This window comes from Herbaspirillum sp. GW822-FHT03A08 (genome assembly GCF_058801885.1).
Window position 1 is genome coordinate 732,585 of sequence record NZ_JBXANR010000003.1, and the last position, 18,331, is coordinate 750,915.

Sequence of the window (18,331 nt, forward strand, 5' to 3'; positions counted from 1 at the left end):
TGAACAAGTTTGCATGAGATTGCACAAGATTGAGCAAGCAGATCCGAACAAAGCAGGCAAAGCTGGAGCGAGCATGGGTACAGCACTGAACATCAACAATATCGAAGTCATTTACGACCATGTGATCCTGGTCCTCAAGGGCGTCTCGCTGGCGGTGCCGGAAGGCAAAATCGTGGCGCTGCTGGGCGCGAACGGTGCGGGCAAGAGCACGACGCTCAAGGCGATTTCCAACTTGCTGACGGCCGAGCGCGGCGACGTCACCAAAGGCAGTATCGAGTTCAAGGGCGAGCGGGTCGATCAATTGACGCCGAACGATCTGGTCAAGCGCGGCGTGATTCAGGTGATGGAAGGGCGGCATTGTTTCGGCCACCTGACGGTGGAAGAGAATCTGCTGACCGGCGCCTATACGCGCAACATCAGCAACAGCGAAGTGAAGCAGGAACTGGAAAAGATCTACGATTATTTTCCGCGCCTGAAAGTACGCCGCAAGTCGCAGTCCGGTTACACCTCGGGCGGCGAGCAGCAGATGACCGCTATCGGCCGCGCCATGATGGCCAAGCCGTCGATGATCCTGCTCGACGAACCATCGATGGGGCTGGCGCCGCAGATCGTGGAAGAAATTTTCGAGATCGTCAAAGACCTCAACACCAAGGAAAACGTGTCCTTCCTGCTGGCGGAACAGAACACCATGGTGGCGCTGCGCTACGCTGATTTCGGCTACATCCTGGAGAACGGCCGCGTAGTGATGGAAGGCGCCGCCAACGATCTGGCCAGCAATGAAGACGTCAAAGAGTTTTATCTCGGCGTCTCGGCCGCGGGACGCAAGAACTTCCGCGACATGAAATTCTACAGACGCCGCAAGCGCTGGCTGGCCTGACGCCTGCTCGACATGCATCTTTGCCGCACTTTTTCTTTCCGCTTACGCATACGGTACTTTCATGTCTGACATTCTTGATTCTCTGGAACAACGCGATCCGCAACAGCGCGAGAAAGCGCTCATGCAGGCTTTGCCGGATCTGGTGGCGCGCGCACAGGGCGCTGAAGGCTGGAATCGCATTCTCAAAGGCGTCAATGCCGGGGACATTCGCGACCGTGCTGCATTGGCGCAATTGCCGGTCACGCGCAAATCGGATCTGAAAGATTTGCAGAGTGCCGCGCCGCCGTTCGGAGGACTCAACACCACGCCGCATCGCCAGTTGCGCCGCTTGTTCGTGTCGCCGGGACCGATCTTCGATCCGGAAGGGCATCAGCTGGACTGGTGGCGTTTCGAGCGGCCGATGCGCGCGCTGGGACTGCGTGCGGGGCACATCATCCAGAACTGTTTTTCTTACCACTTCACGCCGGCGGCTTTCATGGCCGAAGGGGCCGCAGCCAAGATCGGCTGTGCCGTGATTCCATCGGGCATCGGACAGACTGAGTTGCAGGTGCAGACGATTGCATCGCTCAAACCGGACGCCTATGTCGGCACGCCGTCCTTCCTGAAGATCATCATTGAAAAAGCGCAGGAAATGGGTGTCGCTCTCGACAGTCTGCAACGCGCCCTGGTCAGCGCCGAAGCCTTGCCGCCGTCATTGCGCAGCTGGTTTCACGAGCATGGCGTACCCAACGTCCTGCAACTGTATGCGTCGGCCGACATCGGCAATATCGCCTATGAGTCGATCAGCGACGGCAAGGTGAATCCGGGCATGATCCTCGATGAGGACCTGATCCTGGAAATCGTGCGTCCCGGCACCGGCGATCCGGTCAAGCCGGGCGAGGTCGGTGAGGTGGTGGTGACATCCTTCAATCCCGACTATCCGCTGATCCGTTTCGGCACCGGCGATCTTTCAGCGGTGCTGGAAGGATTTTCGCCGTGCGGACGCACCAATACGCGCATCAAGGGCTGGATGGGACGGGCGGATCAGACGACTAAAGTACGCGGCATGTTCGTGCATCCGTCGCAGGTGGCGGAGATCACGCGCCGTCACGCGTTGATTTTGAAGGCGCGCCTGGTGGTCAGCGGCGAAATGGCGAATGACAGCATGACGCTGCATTGCGAAACCATGGACATGGACAGCGCGGTGGAGCAGGCGGCGGCGATTGCCGAGAGTGTGCGCGATATCACCAAATTGCGTGGAGAAGTACTGTTTGCGGCGCCGGGTAGTTTGCCTAATGACGGCAAGGTCATTGAGGACGCGCGCAAATATGAGTGAGATGATTGAGGCCGTTTAGTCCGGATCGGTTTTGACGACGGTCAGGCGAGCGATCAGGAATTCGCCATCGATCACCTTGCGAAAGGGTACGCCGGTCGCTTCGAATCCGGGGCCGCCACGTTCTATCCAAGTTTGAGCGACGGTATCAAAGGTGGCAAAGTCCATGCCCAGCATTTGCGCCGACAGCACGAATTGCGCACCGTGTTTCTGTCTTTTGACGATATCTTCCAGTTTTGCCATCTTCGTTCCTTTTGTGCCAGGGCGTGCTTTGGGCGGGATGATAACGTAAGCGCTGGCGTGAAAGCGGTAATTTCGAGGTATTTCCCGGCGGCAGTATCGGTGACTTGGCCCGGCTGGCTGTGTATAATGACGCGCGGGTGTTGCCAAGGCGGCATCCTCCAGGGCAGGCCACGGTCTGCCCCGCCAAGCGGTAGCATTGCTATAAATTGCTATAAGGCGAACGTGAGTTCGCCTTTTTTCTTATTTGATGTCATTTGTTTGTGATTTCGTGATCGGCTGACCAATGTTTGAATTTATCCGTAACCATCAGCGCTTGATGCAATTCCTGCTGCTGCTGTTTATTTTCCCGTCTTTCGCGTTCTTCGGCCTGGAAGGTTACAGCCGTCTGTCGGATGGCGACAATGCCGTGGCCAAGGTGGCCGGACAGACCATCACCAAGGAAGAATGGGACGCCGCACAGCGCCAGCAACTGGAGCGTCTGCGCCAGATGTCCGGCGGCCAGATCGACGCCAAGGTGTTCGACACGCCGGAAGCGCGCCGTGACGTACTGGAAAGCCTGATCGCCCAACGCGCGCTGGCAGCGGAAGTCGTCAACGACAAGCTGACCGTGACCGATCAGGCGCTGCAACAGAACATCATGCAGATCCCGGGCCTCATCAAGCCGGACGGCAAGTTCGACAATGAACAGTACACCATGCTGCTGGCAGCACAAGGTCTGACGCCCAAGGGTTATGAAGCCAGCCAGCGCCGTGCATTGGCGCTGCAGCAGCTCAATTTCGCCGTGCAAGGCACCGCATTCGCGCCGAAGGCCGTTTCGGCCCGTCTGTCGGATCTGAACGATCAAGAGCGTTCAGTGCAGGAATTGAGCTTCAAGGCTGCTTCCTACATCGGCCAGGTCAAGGTCACCGATGACATGGTCAAAGCGTACTACGACAAAAACGGCAGCAAGTTCGAAGTGCCCGAGCAAGCCAAAATCGAATACGTGATCCTCGACAGCGCCGCCGTGGCTGCGCAAGTCAGCGTGTCCGATGCCGACATCAAGTCGTACTACGATCAGAACCTCAAGCAATACTCGACCGACGAACAACGTCGCGCCAGCCACATCCTGCTGGAAGTCAAGAAAGGCGCATCTGCTGCCGACAAGACTGCCATCAAGGCAAAAGCGGATGAGCTGGTTGCGCAACTGCGCAAGAATCCGGGCGACTTCGCCAAGCTGGCCAAGGCCAATTCCCAGGATCCAGGCTCCAAGGATCAGGGCGGCGACCTCGGTTTCTTCGGCAAGGGTGCGATGCTCAAGTCTTTCGAAGATGCCGCTTACAAGCTCAAGCAAGGCGAGATCAGCGATCCGGTCGAGTCCGATTTCGGCTATCACATCATTCAGCTGACCGGCATCAAGCCTGGCAGCGTCAAGCCGCTGGACGAAGTCAAAGGCGAAATCGCCGGCGATATCAAGAAGCAACTGGCCGCCAAGAAGTATGCGGAACTGGCCGATACCTTCAACAATACCGTCTACGAACAAGGCGACAGCCTGAAGCCGGTGGCCGACAAGCTCAAGCTGAAGATCGAAACGGTTGCCGGTGTCACCCGCCTGCCGAATCCTGCGCTGGCGCCGAATACGCCATATAACAATCCGAAATTCCTGAAGGCGCTGTTCACGGACGACACCATCAAGGGCAAGCACAATACGGAAGCAGTGCAAGTCGCGCCGACCACGCTGATGGCCGGTCACATCGTCGAATACAAGCCGGTCACCAAGCGTCCGTTTGATGAAGTCAAGAGCATGGTGCGCGAGCTGGTGACGCAAGACGAAGCCATGGCGTTGGCCAAGAAAGCCGGCGAAGCCAAGCTGGCAGAGCTGAAGGCCAAGGACGATGCAGCCGGTTTCGGCGACGTCAAGGTGGCTTCGCGCGTGAAGACTCAAGGGTGGAATCAGGATGCGTTCCTGGCCGTCATGAAGGCCGACACCGCCAAGTTGCCTGCCTATACCGGAGTGGAATTGCCGGGCCAGGGTTACAGCGTGTTCCGCGTGACCAAGGTGGCGCAACCGGCAACGCCTGATGCCGCCCGCCGCAAGACCGAGCAGGAGCAGATCGCCAACGTGCTGGCTGAGCAGGAAATGCTGTCTTATATCAATTTCGTCAAAGAAAAGGTCAAGACCAAGATCCTGAAGGGCGGCGAGGCGATTACTTCAGGCGCATCGACCAGCAAGCCGGCTGATACTGCCAAGTAAAGCGATTACCGGATGTGGAAAATGATGTAAATCATTTGTCAGGTTTTTCAAAAAAATAGACAAATTGATAAACATTGGATGTGTAAGAGATAAAAAAGGCCGCTTATGCGGCCTTTTTTTATGCACTGCGGCATGCGGCGGAACGTACAATGGATTCTCATCCTTGTCTTTGAAGCTTGCGCCAATGTCTGCCTCAGCTACCGCCTCAACCTCTGCGTCGCTATCCAATTCAGCTCCAGTCCTGATCATCCACACGGGTGACCCCAACGACGATCTCAAGCATTCTTACGGCAGCTATGCCGTGCAATTACAGCGGGCTGCCGGCCTGGCGGATGACGAGACCGAGATCGTTTCCGTGTTCCAGGGGCAGTATCTGCGTGAGCCGGAGCAATATCGCGCGGTCCTGATTACCGGCTCGCCGACCATGGTGACGGATCTGGTGGAGTGGAGCGAGCGCACTGCGGAGTGGTTGCGCCGCGCCGCGCAACAGCAGTTGCCGATGTTCGGCGTGTGCTACGGACACCAATTGTTGTCGCATGCCTTTGGGGGCAAGGTGGGTTACAACCCGGCGGGACGCGTGGCAGGGACCATGACAGTCAAAAAACACCCGGTCGCTGCCGGAGAACATTTGCTGCATGAGGCGCCGGAGAGTTTTCCTGCGCACATGCTGCACTCCCAGGTGGTGCTGGAGCCGCCTGCAGGCGCGACGATTCTGGCCAGTTCGCCGATGGATCCGCATCATATGCTGCGTCTGGCGCCGAATATTTTTTCAGCGCAATTCCATCCGGAATTCAGCAGCGACTTCGTCAAGGCGCATCTGGCCTGGTATCGCGAGATCTACAGCAAGTGCGGTATCGACACCGACGTCATGGCCGAGCAGGTCAGCGACACGCCGCAATCGGCGGCGATCTTGCGCCGCTTCTTGTTCCTGCACGCCTAATTACTTCAACAGCGGTTTGAGATAAGGCCAGACGTTGTCCAGCAGGTTGGCTTGCGCCTGTTCGTTCGGATGCATGCGATCGGCCTGGAACATCGCCGGCTTGTCGGCGATATCCTTCATGAAAAACGGTACCAATGCGGTCTTGTTCTGTTTGGCGGCGGTCGGGAACAATTGGGCGAACTTGCCCGCATAGTCGGCGCCATAGTTCGGCGGAATCTGCATGCCGACCAGCAGCACCTTGGCTTTGGCCTGGCGCGACATGTCGATGATCGCCTGCAGGTTGGTTTGCGTGGCGCTCAGTTGCAAGCCGCGCAGCGCATCGTTGGCGCCGAGTTCGATGATCACGATGTCCGGCGTGTGTTTGCTCAGCAGGGCGGGCAGGCGGGTTTTGCCGCCGATGGTGGTTTCGCCGCTGATGCTGGCGTTGACGATAGTGGCGCCGGCCTTTTCTTGCTGCAGGCGCTTATCAAGCAGGGCTACCCAGCCGCTGCCGCGTGTGAGACCGTATTCGGCCGACAGGCTGTCGCCGAGCACAAGCAGGGTTTTTGGTGCAGAATAGGCGCTCGCCGCCAGCATCAGCAAGGGTGTCGCCAACAGCGCAGCGCACAGGCGACGCCATATCTTGTGTTGCATTGGCTGCATCGCCATGTTGTACTTGCCGATGTATTCCTTTAGCCGCTGACCCATCCACCTGACGCCATCGTATTGCATGCCTGATTCCTCTGAATTTTCTGCTACCGGCGCTGCTGTTACCGCCACCGCCGCCATCGAAGTTGTCCAACTGTCTAAACGCGTCGCCGACGCAGCCGCTCCGGCTACTGCTGTGAGCAAGGCCGGTGAGCTGGCGATTTTGCGTGACGTCAATTTTAACGTGCAGGCGGGAACGACGCTGGCCATTGTCGGCGCTTCCGGTTCCGGCAAGTCGACCTTGCTCGGTTTGCTGGCCGGATTGGACACGCCGTCGGACGGCACGGTCAAGATCGATGGCGTCGACATCTTCGCACTCGACGAAGACGGCCGCGCGGCGCTGCGCAAGCATAAGCTGGGATTTGTCTTCCAGTCTTTCCAGTTGCTGGGGCATCTGAATGCGGTGGAAAACGTCATGTTGCCGCTGGAGTTGCGCGGTGACACGCAGGCTCGTCCCAAGGCTGAGAGCATGCTGGCGCGCGTCGGCCTGGGCAGCCGTCTGAAGCACTATCCCAAATATCTGTCCGGCGGCGAACAGCAACGCGTGGCTTTGGCGCGCGCTTTCGTCACACAGCCGCCATTGTTGCTGGCCGATGAACCCACCGGCAGCCTCGACGCGACGACCGGCGAGGCAGTGATTCAGTTGATGTTTGAGTTGAATCAGGAGCATGGTTCCACGCTGGTGCTGGTCACGCATGATCCATCCATCGCGGCGCGCTGCGCCCGCACGATCACGATTGCAGCGGGACGTCTCGTTTAAGAGCGTTTGAAGATATTCAGGCAGGTTTTTGTATCGCCTTGCGCAGCGGATGCGCGCGCCGGTGCTCGACCCAGGCAATGCCCATGCCGCTGGCGCAGATGATGGCGACACCAAGAATGGTGACGGCATCCGGAAACTGGCCGAACACCAGCCAGCCCATCGTGGTCGCCGAGATGATCTGCGTATAGGCGAACGGCGTCAGCACGGAAGCTTCTGCATGCTTGTAGGCCGTGTTCATGCATAAGTGGCCGATGGTGCTGGTGATGCCGGTGGAGGCCAGAATCAGCCATTCGGTCACGTCCGGCGTATGCGGCGACCAGAAGAACGGCACCATCAGGGTACTCAGCACCATGCCTATCAATCCCCCATAAAACAAGGTCACCATCGGATCGTCAGCCCGGTTGGCTTTGCGATTAAGGATGGACACGGCGGCATAGGTTGCAGCCGACAACAGGCCCAGCACCACACCGTGCGCAGGGATATCGCCGCCCGGGCGAATCACGATCAGCATGCCGGCAAAACCTACCGCTACGGCGATCCAGCGCGAGATGTAGGTGGTTTCTCCCAGGAGCCAGGGCGACACGGCCAGCACGATCAGCGGCGCGCAAAAGTTCATCGCCGTTCCCTCTGCCAGCGGGACAATCTTCAACACCGAGAAAAACATCAAGGTCGACAGCAGCAGCGCCACCGCGCGAATGAATTGCAGGCGCGGATTGTTTGAATGCAGGATGCTGCGGCCATGGCGTCGTTTGTAGAGCGGCATGAGCGTTGCCGCCATGAAAACGGTATTGATGGTGTAGCGCATCCAGGCAATCATCACCACGTGGTAGCCGGCCATGCCGAGCAGCTTGCCAGCCGTGTCCAGCAAGGACAGCGTCCACAAACCGGAAATCAGAAAGAAAATGCCCAACCAGAGTTGCGGATGTGTCGCGACGTTAACGGGCATGGTCTCGGATGATCTGGTTTAAGAGGGCGCGGATGGCAGGAACGACTTCGCTGGCGGTCAGGCCGACCGGGCCGACGCCGAGATCGACCAATTGATCGGCAGCCTTGCCGTGCATCCAGACCGCCGCCAGCGCTGCCTGCGTAGCCGGCCAGCCCTGCGCCAGCAAGGCGCCGCACAGGCCCGACAGGACGTCGCCGGTGCCGGCAGTGGAGAGCGCCGGATTGCCGGTGGTATTGATGACGATTTCGCCGTCCGGAAAAGCGATGACGGTGCCGGCGCCTTTGAGGATGGCGATGCTTTTGAAATGGCGTGCCAGCAAGCGCGCCGCCTGCGGCCGGTCATGCTGGATCTCCGCGGTGGTAGCGTCGAGCAGGCGGGCGGCTTCCAACGGATGCGGCGTGATGATGCTGGTGTGTTGGACACGGTCCTGCAGCTTGTGCTGCAAGCCGGGCTCGGCGGCGATCAGGTTAAGCGCATCGGCATCGACCACGATGCGGCCTTGCGCATCCAAAGCGCGCGACAGCACGTCATGGGCGTGACGTGAGGTGCCGAGACCTGGGCCGACCACAACCGTGGCGGTACTGAATTCGACACGGTCGGCCTGGCGCATCATCAGTTCGGGATGCACGCTGTCATACGCCGGAGCGTCGTCGACGAAAGCGATGAACACGCGGCCGCTGCCGGCATGCGCAGCCATGCGCGCTGCCAGCACCGGTGCGCCGCCCATGCCGTGGGCGCCGCCGACGACGATGACGTCGCCATAGCTGCCTTTGTGGGTGTTGCCGGCCCGAGGCTTTAATGCAGAGCTGAACAGCGACAGCTCATTGAGGCGTGCGTGCGGTGTCACAAAACAGGTTTCTTCGATGTCGAGCGATTCCAGCAGGATATCGCCGCTGAAGTCCTCGCCGTCGCAGGTGTGCATGCCCGGCTTGTTGCCGATGAAGCTCAAGGTATGGGTGGCGCGCACGGCAACACAGCCTGCGCCTCCGATCACGCTGCCGGTGTCGGCGTGCAAACCGCTGGCGATATCGATGGACAGTACTGGGCAACGCAGCGTGTTCACATAATCGACGCAGGCGCGCAATTTTCCGACGATGGGGCGAGTCTGGCCGATGCCAAACAGGCCGTCGACGACCAGCGTCCAGCGCTGAGAGGCAAGATGGCCGGGATCGGTGATGTCCAGGAATTCCGCTTCAGATTCGCGCGCCCGTGCCAGCGCGCGGCGTGCGTCTTCGGGCTGCTTCGTTTCATCGGCGTGCAAGGCGACAGCGACGTGCAGATCGAATTGCGACAGGTAATGTGCGGCTTCCAGCGCATCGCCGCCGTTGTTGCCGGGACCGGCCAGGATCAGCACGTGTACTTCGTCTTCGCCGGCCACCAGGCTCAGCGCGCGCCGGGCGCAGGCTTCACCGGCGCGTTGCATCAGGGTGTAGGAGGGCAGCTCTGCCTTGGCGGCATTTTCGATCTGGCGGATTTCAGCAATCGAATAAAGCGCACTCATGGTCGATGCGGCCCGGTAAGGTCAAAAGGATGAAACGGAGGGAATGAAAGAATGGTGCAGGCGCATTCATTCTAAGTCAATTGAAAAAAATCCGCAGACATGAAAAGAGCCGTACCGGGGAGGGCGTGGTGCGGCTCCCCGGGCGGTGACACTGCAAGTGCCGGCCGGCCCGATGGCGTCATCGCTTACGAAGAAACCGCTGACAGCAGCAAACCGTCGCTGTCGATCTCCGTTTCGCGTCCCGCCATTGCGTCAGCCAGCAGTTTGGCCGAACCGACTGCAGCGGCCCAGCCATGGGCGCCGTGGCCGGTGTTGACGAAGATGTTGCCGTGCGTGGTGGCGCCCGTCAGCGGCATGCCGTTGGGTTGCAGGGCAAAGGTGTTGCTCCAGAAATTGGCCGTATTGAAGTTGGCCGCATTCGGGTAGTAATCGTTGGCGACCTTGAGCAAGCTGCTGATGGCTTTTGCGTGCGGCTGATCGGACTTCGGCAGGAAGCCGAGCAGGCCCGACACGCGGATGCGGTTGCCCACGCGCGCAATGGCGACCTTATAGGTTTCGTCGAACAGGGCAGTATTGGGCGCTTCGTCGAGGTTCTTGACGGCGGCCATGGCGTTGTAGCTTTGAATCGGGCACAGCGGCAGCGACATGCCCAGCGGTTTGAGCAGATGCATGTTCTGCATGCCCGCCGCCAGCACCACGCCGTCGACCGTCAGCGTGCTGTCCGCCACATCGTCGCCGACGACATCAATCGAGACGCGTCCGCCGAACTCGGGCCGGATCGCTTTGACGGATTGCGAAAAATGAAACTGCACGCCGAGCGACTGTGCGATGGCGCGCAATTGTTTGACGAACAGGACGCAGTTGCCCGCGCCGTCCTTGGGGTAATACATCGCACCGGCGATTGGCGCGGCCGACTGAAAGGCCGGCTCCACCTGACTGATGGCGTTCTGGCCTTTGATGCTGTGTCGCGGCAGTTCGAATTGCTTGAGGCTGTCCTGAATGCTGGCGCAACGATCCGCATCGGCTTGGTGGCGGAACAGATGCAGCAGGCCCTGGCTGTTTTCCTGCTCCAGCGCGTATTGATCCTGAAGATGCTGCGTAAGCATCTGACCGTACGCTGACAGGCGTGTCAGGCGTTGTTTGTTAAGCGAAAAATAGTCCTGATACTCGCGGCGCGACTTGCGGACCCAGCGCCAGCGCGCAGGATTGAAACCGGATTTGACCAGAATCGGCGGATCGTTCTTGAACAGGTTGGAGAAGGCGGTCCTGGTGATGCCCGGCAATACCAGCGGTTGCACTACGCACGGCGCCAGCAGCCCGGAATTGCCGAACGTCCCTTCTTCGGCAACATTGGCGCGGCGCTCCAGAACGGCAACTTCGAAGCCGGCGCGCGCCAGGAAATAAGCAGTGCTTACTCCGGACAAGCCGCCGCCGACAATGGCAATCTGTTTCAGTGTTTTGTTATGCGTCACTATATCGTCACTAATTCTATGAAACCGAAAAGGTCGCTCCCCATGCAGACCTGTATTGGCGGGCACTGTGGATGTCTGCCAGCACGCTGTCTGGCGCTTTGCCTCGGTAATGCGGCCTGAATGATACCAAATCGGCATGCTCACAGCGCGTGCCGCCGTTTTTTTTGTGATGAGCGGATGGGATAGCGTGAATTTAGCGATGAATTACCGAAGACGAAAATGAATCTTGTCGTAGTTTTTTGATTCTTCCCAATAAACAGCGGGATTTCGGTGGGTCCCAGGAACTTGAAAATCGCAAATTCCTCTCAAGAAGGCTTGTTATTCCATGGGGGAATTGGCTACAGTGCGGTGTGCCGGAATATCTGTTCCATACCCGATCTTTCTGTTCCCGTTCGAACCCCGGCGAAGCTGGCGTTCTACATTAATTCTTATAAAGGTGAACTTATGACAATGTCCAAACGTTTTGCTGCATTTTTCTTCGCGCTGTTCATGCTGGCACTGGCCGGTTGTACATCGACTCCTCAGCAAGCCAGCACCGGGCAGATCATTGACGATTCCGTGATCACAACCAAGGTGAAGGCGGCGATTTTCGAAGAGCCGAACCTGAAGTCGTTCCAGATCAGTGTTGAAACCTACAAGGGCATCGTGCAACTGAGCGGTTTCGTCAATTCCAGCGCAACCTCGCTCAAGGCTGCCGAAGTGACACGTAAAGTGGAAGGCGTCAAAGGCGTCAAGAACAGCCTTGTTGTGAAGTAAAACCTTCGCTTAGCAACTCTCCAGGCCATCGGCCCGGATCGACCACAAGTTGATCCGGGCCGATTTTATTTCGGTTTCACATTTTTTGACCTCAGGTTTTCACGTTCCAGCGCATCAAAGCGGGTGCGTAAAAATTGCAGCAAGGCGCGCACCGTCGGCGACGCGCTGTTGCGATGCGGATAGACGGCGTTGAGCGGAATCTCTTCTTGGCAATACTCATCCAGCACCGTTGCCAGCCGTCCGGCGCGCACATCCTCCCGAACGTCTATCCATGATTTGTAGGCAATCCCGGCACCTGCCACCGCCCATTGGCGCGCGATGGAAGCGTCGTCAGTCATGCGGTCGCCTTGCACCTTGATATCGACATGCTGTTTGCCGTTCTGAAAACGCCATTGATTGAACAAGCCTTGCTTCAGATAAAACAGCAGGCAGTTGTGATCGAGTAAGTCGTCCGGTGTCGCGGGCGTTCCATGTTGCTCAAGATAGTCCGGCGAGGCCACCAGCACGCGCCGCCCGGTGGCAAGTTGCTGCGATACCAGCGTTGAATCGCTGAGCTTGCCCGAACGGATCGCAACGTCGACAGCGTCACGAAACAGATCCGCCATACGATCCGAGAACTGCATCGTGAACTTGACGTCAGGATGCTGCGTCTGAAAGTCGTTGAGCCAGGGAAGCAGCACATTGCGTCCGATGTCCGACGGCATGGACAGGCGGATGTGGCCCTGAATGGCGTCCTTGCTGCTGCTAAGCAGGGATTCGCCTTCCTGCAGCAAGGCCAGCGCGTCGCGGCAATATTCCAGAAAAATTTCACCCTCCGGCGTGAGCCGCATGCTGCGCGTGGAACGGGCGAACAGGCGGGTGTTGAGCCGCTGCTCAACGCGTTTCAGGCTGGCGCTGGCAGTGGCCGGAAGAATGCCGAGAATGCGTGCCGCCTGCGAGAGGCTGCCGGTGTCGGCGGTATGAATCAGCAACTGCAGATCGGAGGTGGCGTACATGATTCAGATTTCATTTTCAAATTAAATTTGTAAGTAATTCAATTTTAAGTCTATTTATCTGTTTTTGTGAGGCTGTGATAATGCATCAACTCCCGGACATTGCCGGGCGCCTGAACCCGAACGAAGCACATAAGGAGAAAGACCATGAAAGCCGTCGCCGTAAAGCGCTACCTGCCCATCGACAACCCCGAATCCCTGCTGGACGTGGAATTGCCGCGCCCAACACCGCAAGGCCGCGACTTGCTGGTGGCCGTCAAGGCCATCGCCGTTAATCCCGTCGACACCAAGGTGCGCGCACCTAAGGACAAGGTGGAAGACACGCCACGCGTACTCGGCTGGGATGCTGCCGGTATCGTGGAAGCGGTCGGCGCCGATGTGACCGGCTTCAAGGTCGGCGACAGGGTGTTTTATGCCGGCGACATTACCCGTCCCGGCAGCAACAGCGAGTTTCAACTGATCGACGAACGCATCGTCGGGCATGCGCCGGTTTCGTTGTCGGTGGAAGAGGCTGCTGCGCTGCCCCTGACTGCCATCACAGCCTGGGAAGCTCTGTTTGAACGCCTGCGCGTACCGCGCAAAGCCATTGCCGGCAAGGCATCCAGCATCCTCATCATCGGCGGGGCCGGGGGCGTGGGTTCGATTGCCATCCAACTGGCCGCCAAGGTCGTCGGCCTGAACGTGATCGCCACCGCGTCGCGTCCGGAGTCGGAGAAATGGGTGCGCGAGCTGGGTGCGCAGCAAGTCATCAATCACTTCGGTGACATGCCGGCGCAATTGAAGGCTTTGGGCATCGAGAATGTGGAACACGTCCTGATTCTCAACGACACCGACAAGCATTTCCCTGCGGCGGCGCAGATCGTTGCGCCGCAAGGCACGATTGCCACGATTGTCGAAAACAGCGGTCCGCTCGATGTTTCCCTGCTGAAAGCCAAGAGCGCCGGTTTCGTCTGGGAATTCATGTTCACCCGGTCGATGTTCCAGACGCCCGACATGGCGGAGCAGGGCAAGCTGCTCAACGAAATCGCGCATCTGATCGACCAGGGTGTTATCAAGACCACGCTTAGCAAGGTTTTGTCGCCGATCAACGCAGCCAACCTGCGCCAGGCCCACGCCGATCTGGAAGGTGGGCGGGTCATCGGGAAGATTGTGTTGAAGGACTTTTAAGTTTTTGATCGCATGATGCTGCCATTCCGGATTGCTTTCCAGCCGGAATGGCGGTTTTCATGGGCTGGATCAGGGTCGGCAAGGTATAATGCTGCTTTTCGTATTTCCCGTCGCAAACGCTGCGTGGCGGGATGTTCATACATTCAAATACGAACCCGATTCCACAGCCAAATCCTGACTTTCTGCCATGCTGATTCTGCCGGGCTCCAATGCCCTTTCCGCCTTCCGCACTCAACGTCTCTTGTCTCAACTGCAATCTGTCGACGCCGCGATCACCGGCGTGACCGGGCGCTATATCCATTTCATCGACGCCGTCGGTGAAGTGTCGCAGGACGACAAGGCGCGCCTCGACGGCTTGCTGACATACGGCGAGCCGTTCTCCGGCACGGCCGAAGGCGATGAATTTGTCGTGATCCCGCGTTTCGGCACGATTTCGCCATGGGCCAGTAAGGCCACCGACATCGCCCATAACTGCGGCATGGCGAACATCCACCGCATCGAGCGTGGGATCGCATATCACGTCCAGGTCAAAACCGGCTTGCTGGGCGGCGCCAAGAAACTCAATGAAGCCAGCCTGATGGCAGTCGCCGCGCTGCTGCATGACCGCATGACCGACATGGTTCTGCGCACACCGCAGGAAGCGGCAGGATTGTTCAGCGAATTGCAGGCCAAGCCGCTGGAATTCGTCGATCTGCTGGCCGGCGGCAAGGCCGCTCTGGAAAACGCCAACACCGAACTCGGCCTGGCCTTGTCGGATGATGAAATCGACTATCTGGTCGAAGCCTTCACCCGCGCACAGCGCAATCCCACCGACGTCGAACTGATGATGTTCGCGCAGGCCAACAGCGAACACTGCCGTCACAAGATTTTCAATGCCGACTGGACCATCGACGGCGAGAAGCAAACCAAGTCGCTGTTCGGCATGATCCGCAACACGCACGAGCTGCATCCAGAAGGCACCGTAGTCGCCTACAGCGATAATTCGTCCGTGATTGAAGGCGCCAACATCTCGCGCTTTTACCAGCGCGGCGCAGCCAAGGGCAACGTCTACGAAGCATCGGACGAATTGACCCACATCCTGATGAAGGTCGAGACGCACAATCACCCGACCGCGATCTCGCCATTCCCGGGCGCCTCCACCGGCGCCGGCGGTGAAATCCGCGACGAAGGCGCAACCGGCCGCGGCGCCAAGCCGAAGGCAGGCCTGACTGGCTTTACTGTTTCCAACCTGATGGTCACGCATGCCGTGCAGCCGTGGGAAAATGCCCGCGACGTCGCGCAAGCGCCGGCGCAGCGCGATGCACTGGCGCAGGCCGGCATCTACGGCAAGCCTGATCGCATCGCTTCGCCGCTGCAGATCATGATCGACGGTCCGCTCGGCGGCGCGGCGTTCAACAACGAATTCGGCCGTCCGAATCTGGGCGGCTATTTCCGCACCTACGAACAAAACGTCGGCGGCAACGTGCAGGGTTATCACAAGCCCATCATGATCGCCGGCGGTATCGGCAACATCAACGCCAAGCACACCAAGAAAAACGACTTGCCGGTCGGCAGCCTGCTGATCCAACTGGGCGGCCCGGGCATGCGTATCGGCATGGGCGGCAGCGCCGCGTCGTCGATGGCCACCGGCGCCAACACCGCCGACCTGGACTTCGACTCCGTGCAGCGCGGCAATCCGGAAATGGAACGCCGCGCACAGGAAGTCATCAACGCGTGCTGGACCATGGGCGACGACAATCCGATTTTGTCGATCCACGACGTCGGCGCCGGCGGCCTGTCGAACGCGTTCCCGGAAATCACCAACGACGCCAAGCGTGGCGCGATTTTCGACCTGCGCAAGATCCCGCTGGAAGAGAGCGGTCTGGCGCCGAAGGAAATCTGGAGCAATGAATCGCAAGAACGCTACGTCCTCGCGATCTCTCCTGAGCAACTGCCGCTGTTCCGCTACCTGTGCGAACGTGAGCGCTGCCTGTTCGCGGTGGTCGGCACCGCAACGGAAGAGCGCCAGCTGAAGCTGGTCGATCCGGAACAAAACAACAATCCGGTCGACATGCCGATGGACGTCTTGCTGGGCAAGCCGCCAAAGATGCATCGCGATGTCAAGCACGTTGCGGTCGAATTGCCGCCGGTCGATCTGACCGGCATGGATTTGGTCGAGGTATCGCACCGCGTGCTGCGTCTGCCGACCGTGGCCGACAAATCCTTCCTGATCACCATCGGCGACCGCAGCGTCGGCGCGATGACCGTGCGCGACCAGATGGTCGGTCCGTGGCAGGTGCCTGTTGCCGACTGCGCCGTCACCGCCATGAGCCTGGAAGGTTATCTGGGCGAAGCAATGGCAATGGGCGAGCGTACGCCGCTGGCCGTGATCGACGCCGCCGCTTCGGGCCGCATGGCTGTCGGCGAAGCGATCACCAACATCGCCGCCGCTGCGATTGAAAAAATTTCCGACATCAAGCTGTCGGCCAACTGGATGGCCGCTTGCGGTCAGCCTGGCCAGGATGCTGCGCTGTTCGACACCGTCAAGGCGATCGGTATGGAACTGTGCCCGGCGCTGGGTGTTTCGATCCCGGTCGGCAAGGACTCGCTGTCGATGCGCACAACCTGGAAAGACGACGGCGCCGCCAAGTCGGTCATGTCGCCGGTGTCGCTGATCGTGTCTTCGTTTGCGCCGGTGCAAGACGTGCGCCGCACGCTGACGCCGCAGATCCGCACCGACCTGGGCGACACCGTGCTGATCGCCATCGACCTCGGCCGCGGCAAGAACCGCATGGGCGCGTCCGCATTGACGCAGGTCATGCAACAGATCGGCAATGAAACGCCGGACGTCGACAGCGCTGAAGACCTCAAAGGCTTCTTCGCAGCGATCCAGCAACTGAACAAGGAAGGCCAACTGCTGGCTTACCATGACCGTTCGGACGGCGGCCTGTTCGCCACGCTGACGGAAATGGCGTTTGCCGGCCGCAGCGGTTTGTCGATCAATCTCGACATCCTGACGATGGAAGGCGAACACGCTTCCGACTGGGGCGATTCAAAGAACTGGGCGTCGCAAGTTGGTGAGCGCCGCAACGAAATGACACTGCGCGCCCTGTTCAACGAAGAACTCGGGGCGGTCATTCAGGTGCGCGCCGATCAGAAATCGGAAGTCATGAACGTGCTGCGCGCCTACAACCTGGGCGCCTGCAGCCACATCATCGGCAAGCCGAACAATCGCGACGTGATCGAGTTCATGCGCGACGCCAAGAACATCTACAGCCAGCCGCGCAGCGCGCTGCACCGCCTGTGGAGCGAAACCAGCTGGCGCATCGCGCGTCTGCGCGACAACCCGGCCTGTGCCGATGCCGAATACGAGCGCCTGCTGGATGCCGCCGATCCCGGCATGACGCCGAAGCTGACTTTCGATCCGCAGGAAGACATCGCCGCGCCATTCATCAACACCGGTGCGCGTCCGCGTGTGGCAATCCTGCGCGAGCAGGGCGTCAATTCGCATATCGAGACTGCCTATGTCATGCACAAGTCCGGCTTTGAGTCGGTCGACGTGCACATGAGCGACCTGATTGCCGGTCGCGCCAAGCTGGGCGACTTCACCGGCCTGATCGCCGTTGGCGGTTTCTCCTACGGCGACGTGCTGGGTGCCGGCGAGGGCTGGGCCAAGACGATTCTGTTCAACGCCCAACTGGCGGAGCAGTTCTCGCAGTTCTTTCAGCGTCAGGACACCTTCTCGCTGGGTATCTGCAACGGCTGCCAGATGATGAGCAACCTGAAGTCGATCATTCCTGGCGCGGAAGCCTGGCCGAAATTCACACGCAACAAGTCGGAGCAATTCGAAGCGCGTTTCGCCATGGTCGAGGTGCAGGATTCGCCGTCGATTTTCCTGCAAGGCATGGCCGGCACGCAAACACCGATCGCTGTGGCGCATGGTGAAGGCTTCGCTGACTTCTCGCTGACCGGCGACATCAACAAGGCGCTGGTAGCAATGCGCTTCGTCGACAACAAGGGCGCCGTGACGGAATCCTATCCGTACAATCCGAACGGTTCGCCGCAAGGCATCACCTCGGTGACGACACCGGACGGCCGCTTCAACGTGCTGATGCCGCATGCCGAACGCGTGTTCCGCACAGTGACGCAATCGTGGCATCCGGATGCCTGGGGCGAGGATTCGCCTTGGATGCGCATGTTCCGCAATGCGCGTAAATGGGTGGGCTAATCGGTATCGACTTATATTCGATTGCCGGCGCTACTTGAAAGGCACTTCATCTGGAGTGCCTTTTTTCTTATGGTTTGCCGCTTTGAACTGCTGCAATCAACTTACTGGCGGCCGGCACGTGTAAGTCGTTTTTACGCAGATGGAAAATGAGCAAGGGTAGATTGCCGCCGATGTCAGATGCTATCTGAAAATAAAAAACGCAGACTCCATTGAAGAAGTCTGCGTTGTCAGCGAATCAGCC

At 59.2% G+C, this 18,331-nt stretch carries 14 protein-coding genes; 8 read left to right on the forward strand and 6 right to left on the reverse strand.

Going from position 1 to position 18,331, the window contains the following annotated elements:
* Nucleotides 1-73: 73 nt before the first annotated feature.
* Nucleotides 74-877 carry an ABC transporter ATP-binding protein gene (locus AC1RN6_RS12540; RefSeq protein WP_094566251.1) on the forward strand — a complete coding sequence of 268 codons (804 nt, stop codon included), beginning with the start codon at nucleotides 74-76 and terminating at the stop codon, nucleotides 875-877.
* A 61-nt stretch (nucleotides 878-938) separates the two neighbouring features.
* Nucleotides 939-2,192 carry a phenylacetate--CoA ligase family protein gene (locus AC1RN6_RS12545; protein ID WP_493005689.1) on the forward strand — a complete coding sequence of 418 codons (1,254 nt, stop codon included), beginning with the start codon at nucleotides 939-941 and terminating at the stop codon, nucleotides 2,190-2,192.
* Between the two features lie 15 nt (nucleotides 2,193-2,207).
* On the opposite strand, the gene AC1RN6_RS12550 is transcribed toward AC1RN6_RS12545, so the two are convergent.
* Complete coding sequence (locus tag AC1RN6_RS12550) at nucleotides 2,208-2,432, reverse strand: hypothetical protein (protein ID WP_493005690.1); 225 nt, start codon at nucleotides 2,430-2,432, stop codon at nucleotides 2,208-2,210.
* Nucleotides 2,433-2,715: 283 nt separating this feature from the next.
* On the opposite strand from AC1RN6_RS12550, the gene AC1RN6_RS12555 reads away from it, so the two are divergent.
* Together AC1RN6_RS12555 and AC1RN6_RS12560 are read left to right on the forward strand one after the other, a co-directional pair.
* Nucleotides 2,716-4,662 (forward strand): SurA N-terminal domain-containing protein, encoded by a 1,947-nt coding sequence (locus tag AC1RN6_RS12555; protein WP_493005692.1) that lies wholly within the window; start codon nucleotides 2,716-2,718, stop codon nucleotides 4,660-4,662.
* Nucleotides 4,663-4,846: 184 nt separating this feature from the next.
* The gene (locus tag AC1RN6_RS12560; RefSeq protein WP_493005693.1) at nucleotides 4,847-5,602 is read left to right on the forward strand and encodes a glutamine amidotransferase; all 756 of its coding nucleotides are present in this window, start codon (nucleotides 4,847-4,849) and stop codon (nucleotides 5,600-5,602) included.
* Here the strand turns inward: AC1RN6_RS12560 and AC1RN6_RS12565 are convergent, their stop codons facing one another.
* Nucleotides 5,603-6,235 (reverse strand): arylesterase, encoded by a 633-nt coding sequence (locus AC1RN6_RS12565; RefSeq protein ID WP_493005898.1) that lies wholly within the window; start codon nucleotides 6,233-6,235, stop codon nucleotides 5,603-5,605. It lies immediately after the preceding gene.
* Between the two features lie 76 nt (nucleotides 6,236-6,311).
* On the opposite strand from AC1RN6_RS12565, the gene AC1RN6_RS12570 reads away from it, so the two are divergent.
* A complete protein-coding gene (locus tag AC1RN6_RS12570) occupies nucleotides 6,312-7,049 on the forward strand; it encodes an ABC transporter ATP-binding protein (protein WP_493005695.1) in 738 nt (245 codons plus the stop codon).
* A 16-nt stretch (nucleotides 7,050-7,065) separates the two neighbouring features.
* Here the strand turns inward: AC1RN6_RS12570 and AC1RN6_RS12575 are convergent, their stop codons facing one another.
* From AC1RN6_RS12575 to AC1RN6_RS12585, 3 genes are all read right to left on the reverse strand, one after another.
* Complete coding sequence (locus tag AC1RN6_RS12575) at nucleotides 7,066-7,995, reverse strand: DMT family transporter (protein ID WP_493005696.1); 930 nt, start codon at nucleotides 7,993-7,995, stop codon at nucleotides 7,066-7,068.
* Nucleotides 7,985-9,496 (reverse strand): NAD(P)H-hydrate dehydratase, encoded by a 1,512-nt coding sequence (locus tag AC1RN6_RS12580; protein ID WP_493005698.1) that lies wholly within the window; start codon nucleotides 9,494-9,496, stop codon nucleotides 7,985-7,987. Before AC1RN6_RS12580 ends, AC1RN6_RS12575 begins: the two co-directional genes overlap by 11 nt.
* A gap of 185 nt (nucleotides 9,497-9,681) precedes the next feature.
* Nucleotides 9,682-10,968, reverse strand: coding sequence for an FAD-dependent oxidoreductase (locus AC1RN6_RS12585; RefSeq protein WP_493005700.1), 1,287 nt, complete (start codon nucleotides 10,966-10,968; stop codon nucleotides 9,682-9,684).
* 444 nt (nucleotides 10,969-11,412) lie between these two features.
* Between AC1RN6_RS12585 and AC1RN6_RS12590 the strand changes: the two genes are divergently transcribed.
* Nucleotides 11,413-11,724, forward strand: a complete 312-nt coding sequence (locus AC1RN6_RS12590; protein WP_493005701.1) for a BON domain-containing protein — start codon at nucleotides 11,413-11,415, stop codon at nucleotides 11,722-11,724.
* A 65-nt stretch (nucleotides 11,725-11,789) separates the two neighbouring features.
* Here the strand turns inward: AC1RN6_RS12590 and AC1RN6_RS12595 are convergent, their stop codons facing one another.
* Nucleotides 11,790-12,719: a LysR family transcriptional regulator gene (locus AC1RN6_RS12595; protein WP_493005703.1), complete on the reverse strand. Its 930-nt coding sequence runs from the start codon at nucleotides 12,717-12,719 to the stop codon at nucleotides 11,790-11,792.
* 144 nt (nucleotides 12,720-12,863) lie between these two features.
* Here AC1RN6_RS12595 and AC1RN6_RS12600 point away from each other — a divergent pair, with 144 nt between their 5' ends.
* Nucleotides 12,864-13,883: a zinc-binding alcohol dehydrogenase family protein gene (locus tag AC1RN6_RS12600; protein ID WP_493005704.1), complete on the forward strand. Its 1,020-nt coding sequence runs from the start codon at nucleotides 12,864-12,866 to the stop codon at nucleotides 13,881-13,883.
* Between the two features lie 187 nt (nucleotides 13,884-14,070).
* Nucleotides 14,071-18,090 (forward strand): phosphoribosylformylglycinamidine synthase, encoded by a 4,020-nt coding sequence (gene purL, locus AC1RN6_RS12605; RefSeq protein WP_493005706.1) that lies wholly within the window; start codon nucleotides 14,071-14,073, stop codon nucleotides 18,088-18,090.
* The last annotated feature ends 241 nt before the right edge of the window (nucleotides 18,091-18,331 follow it).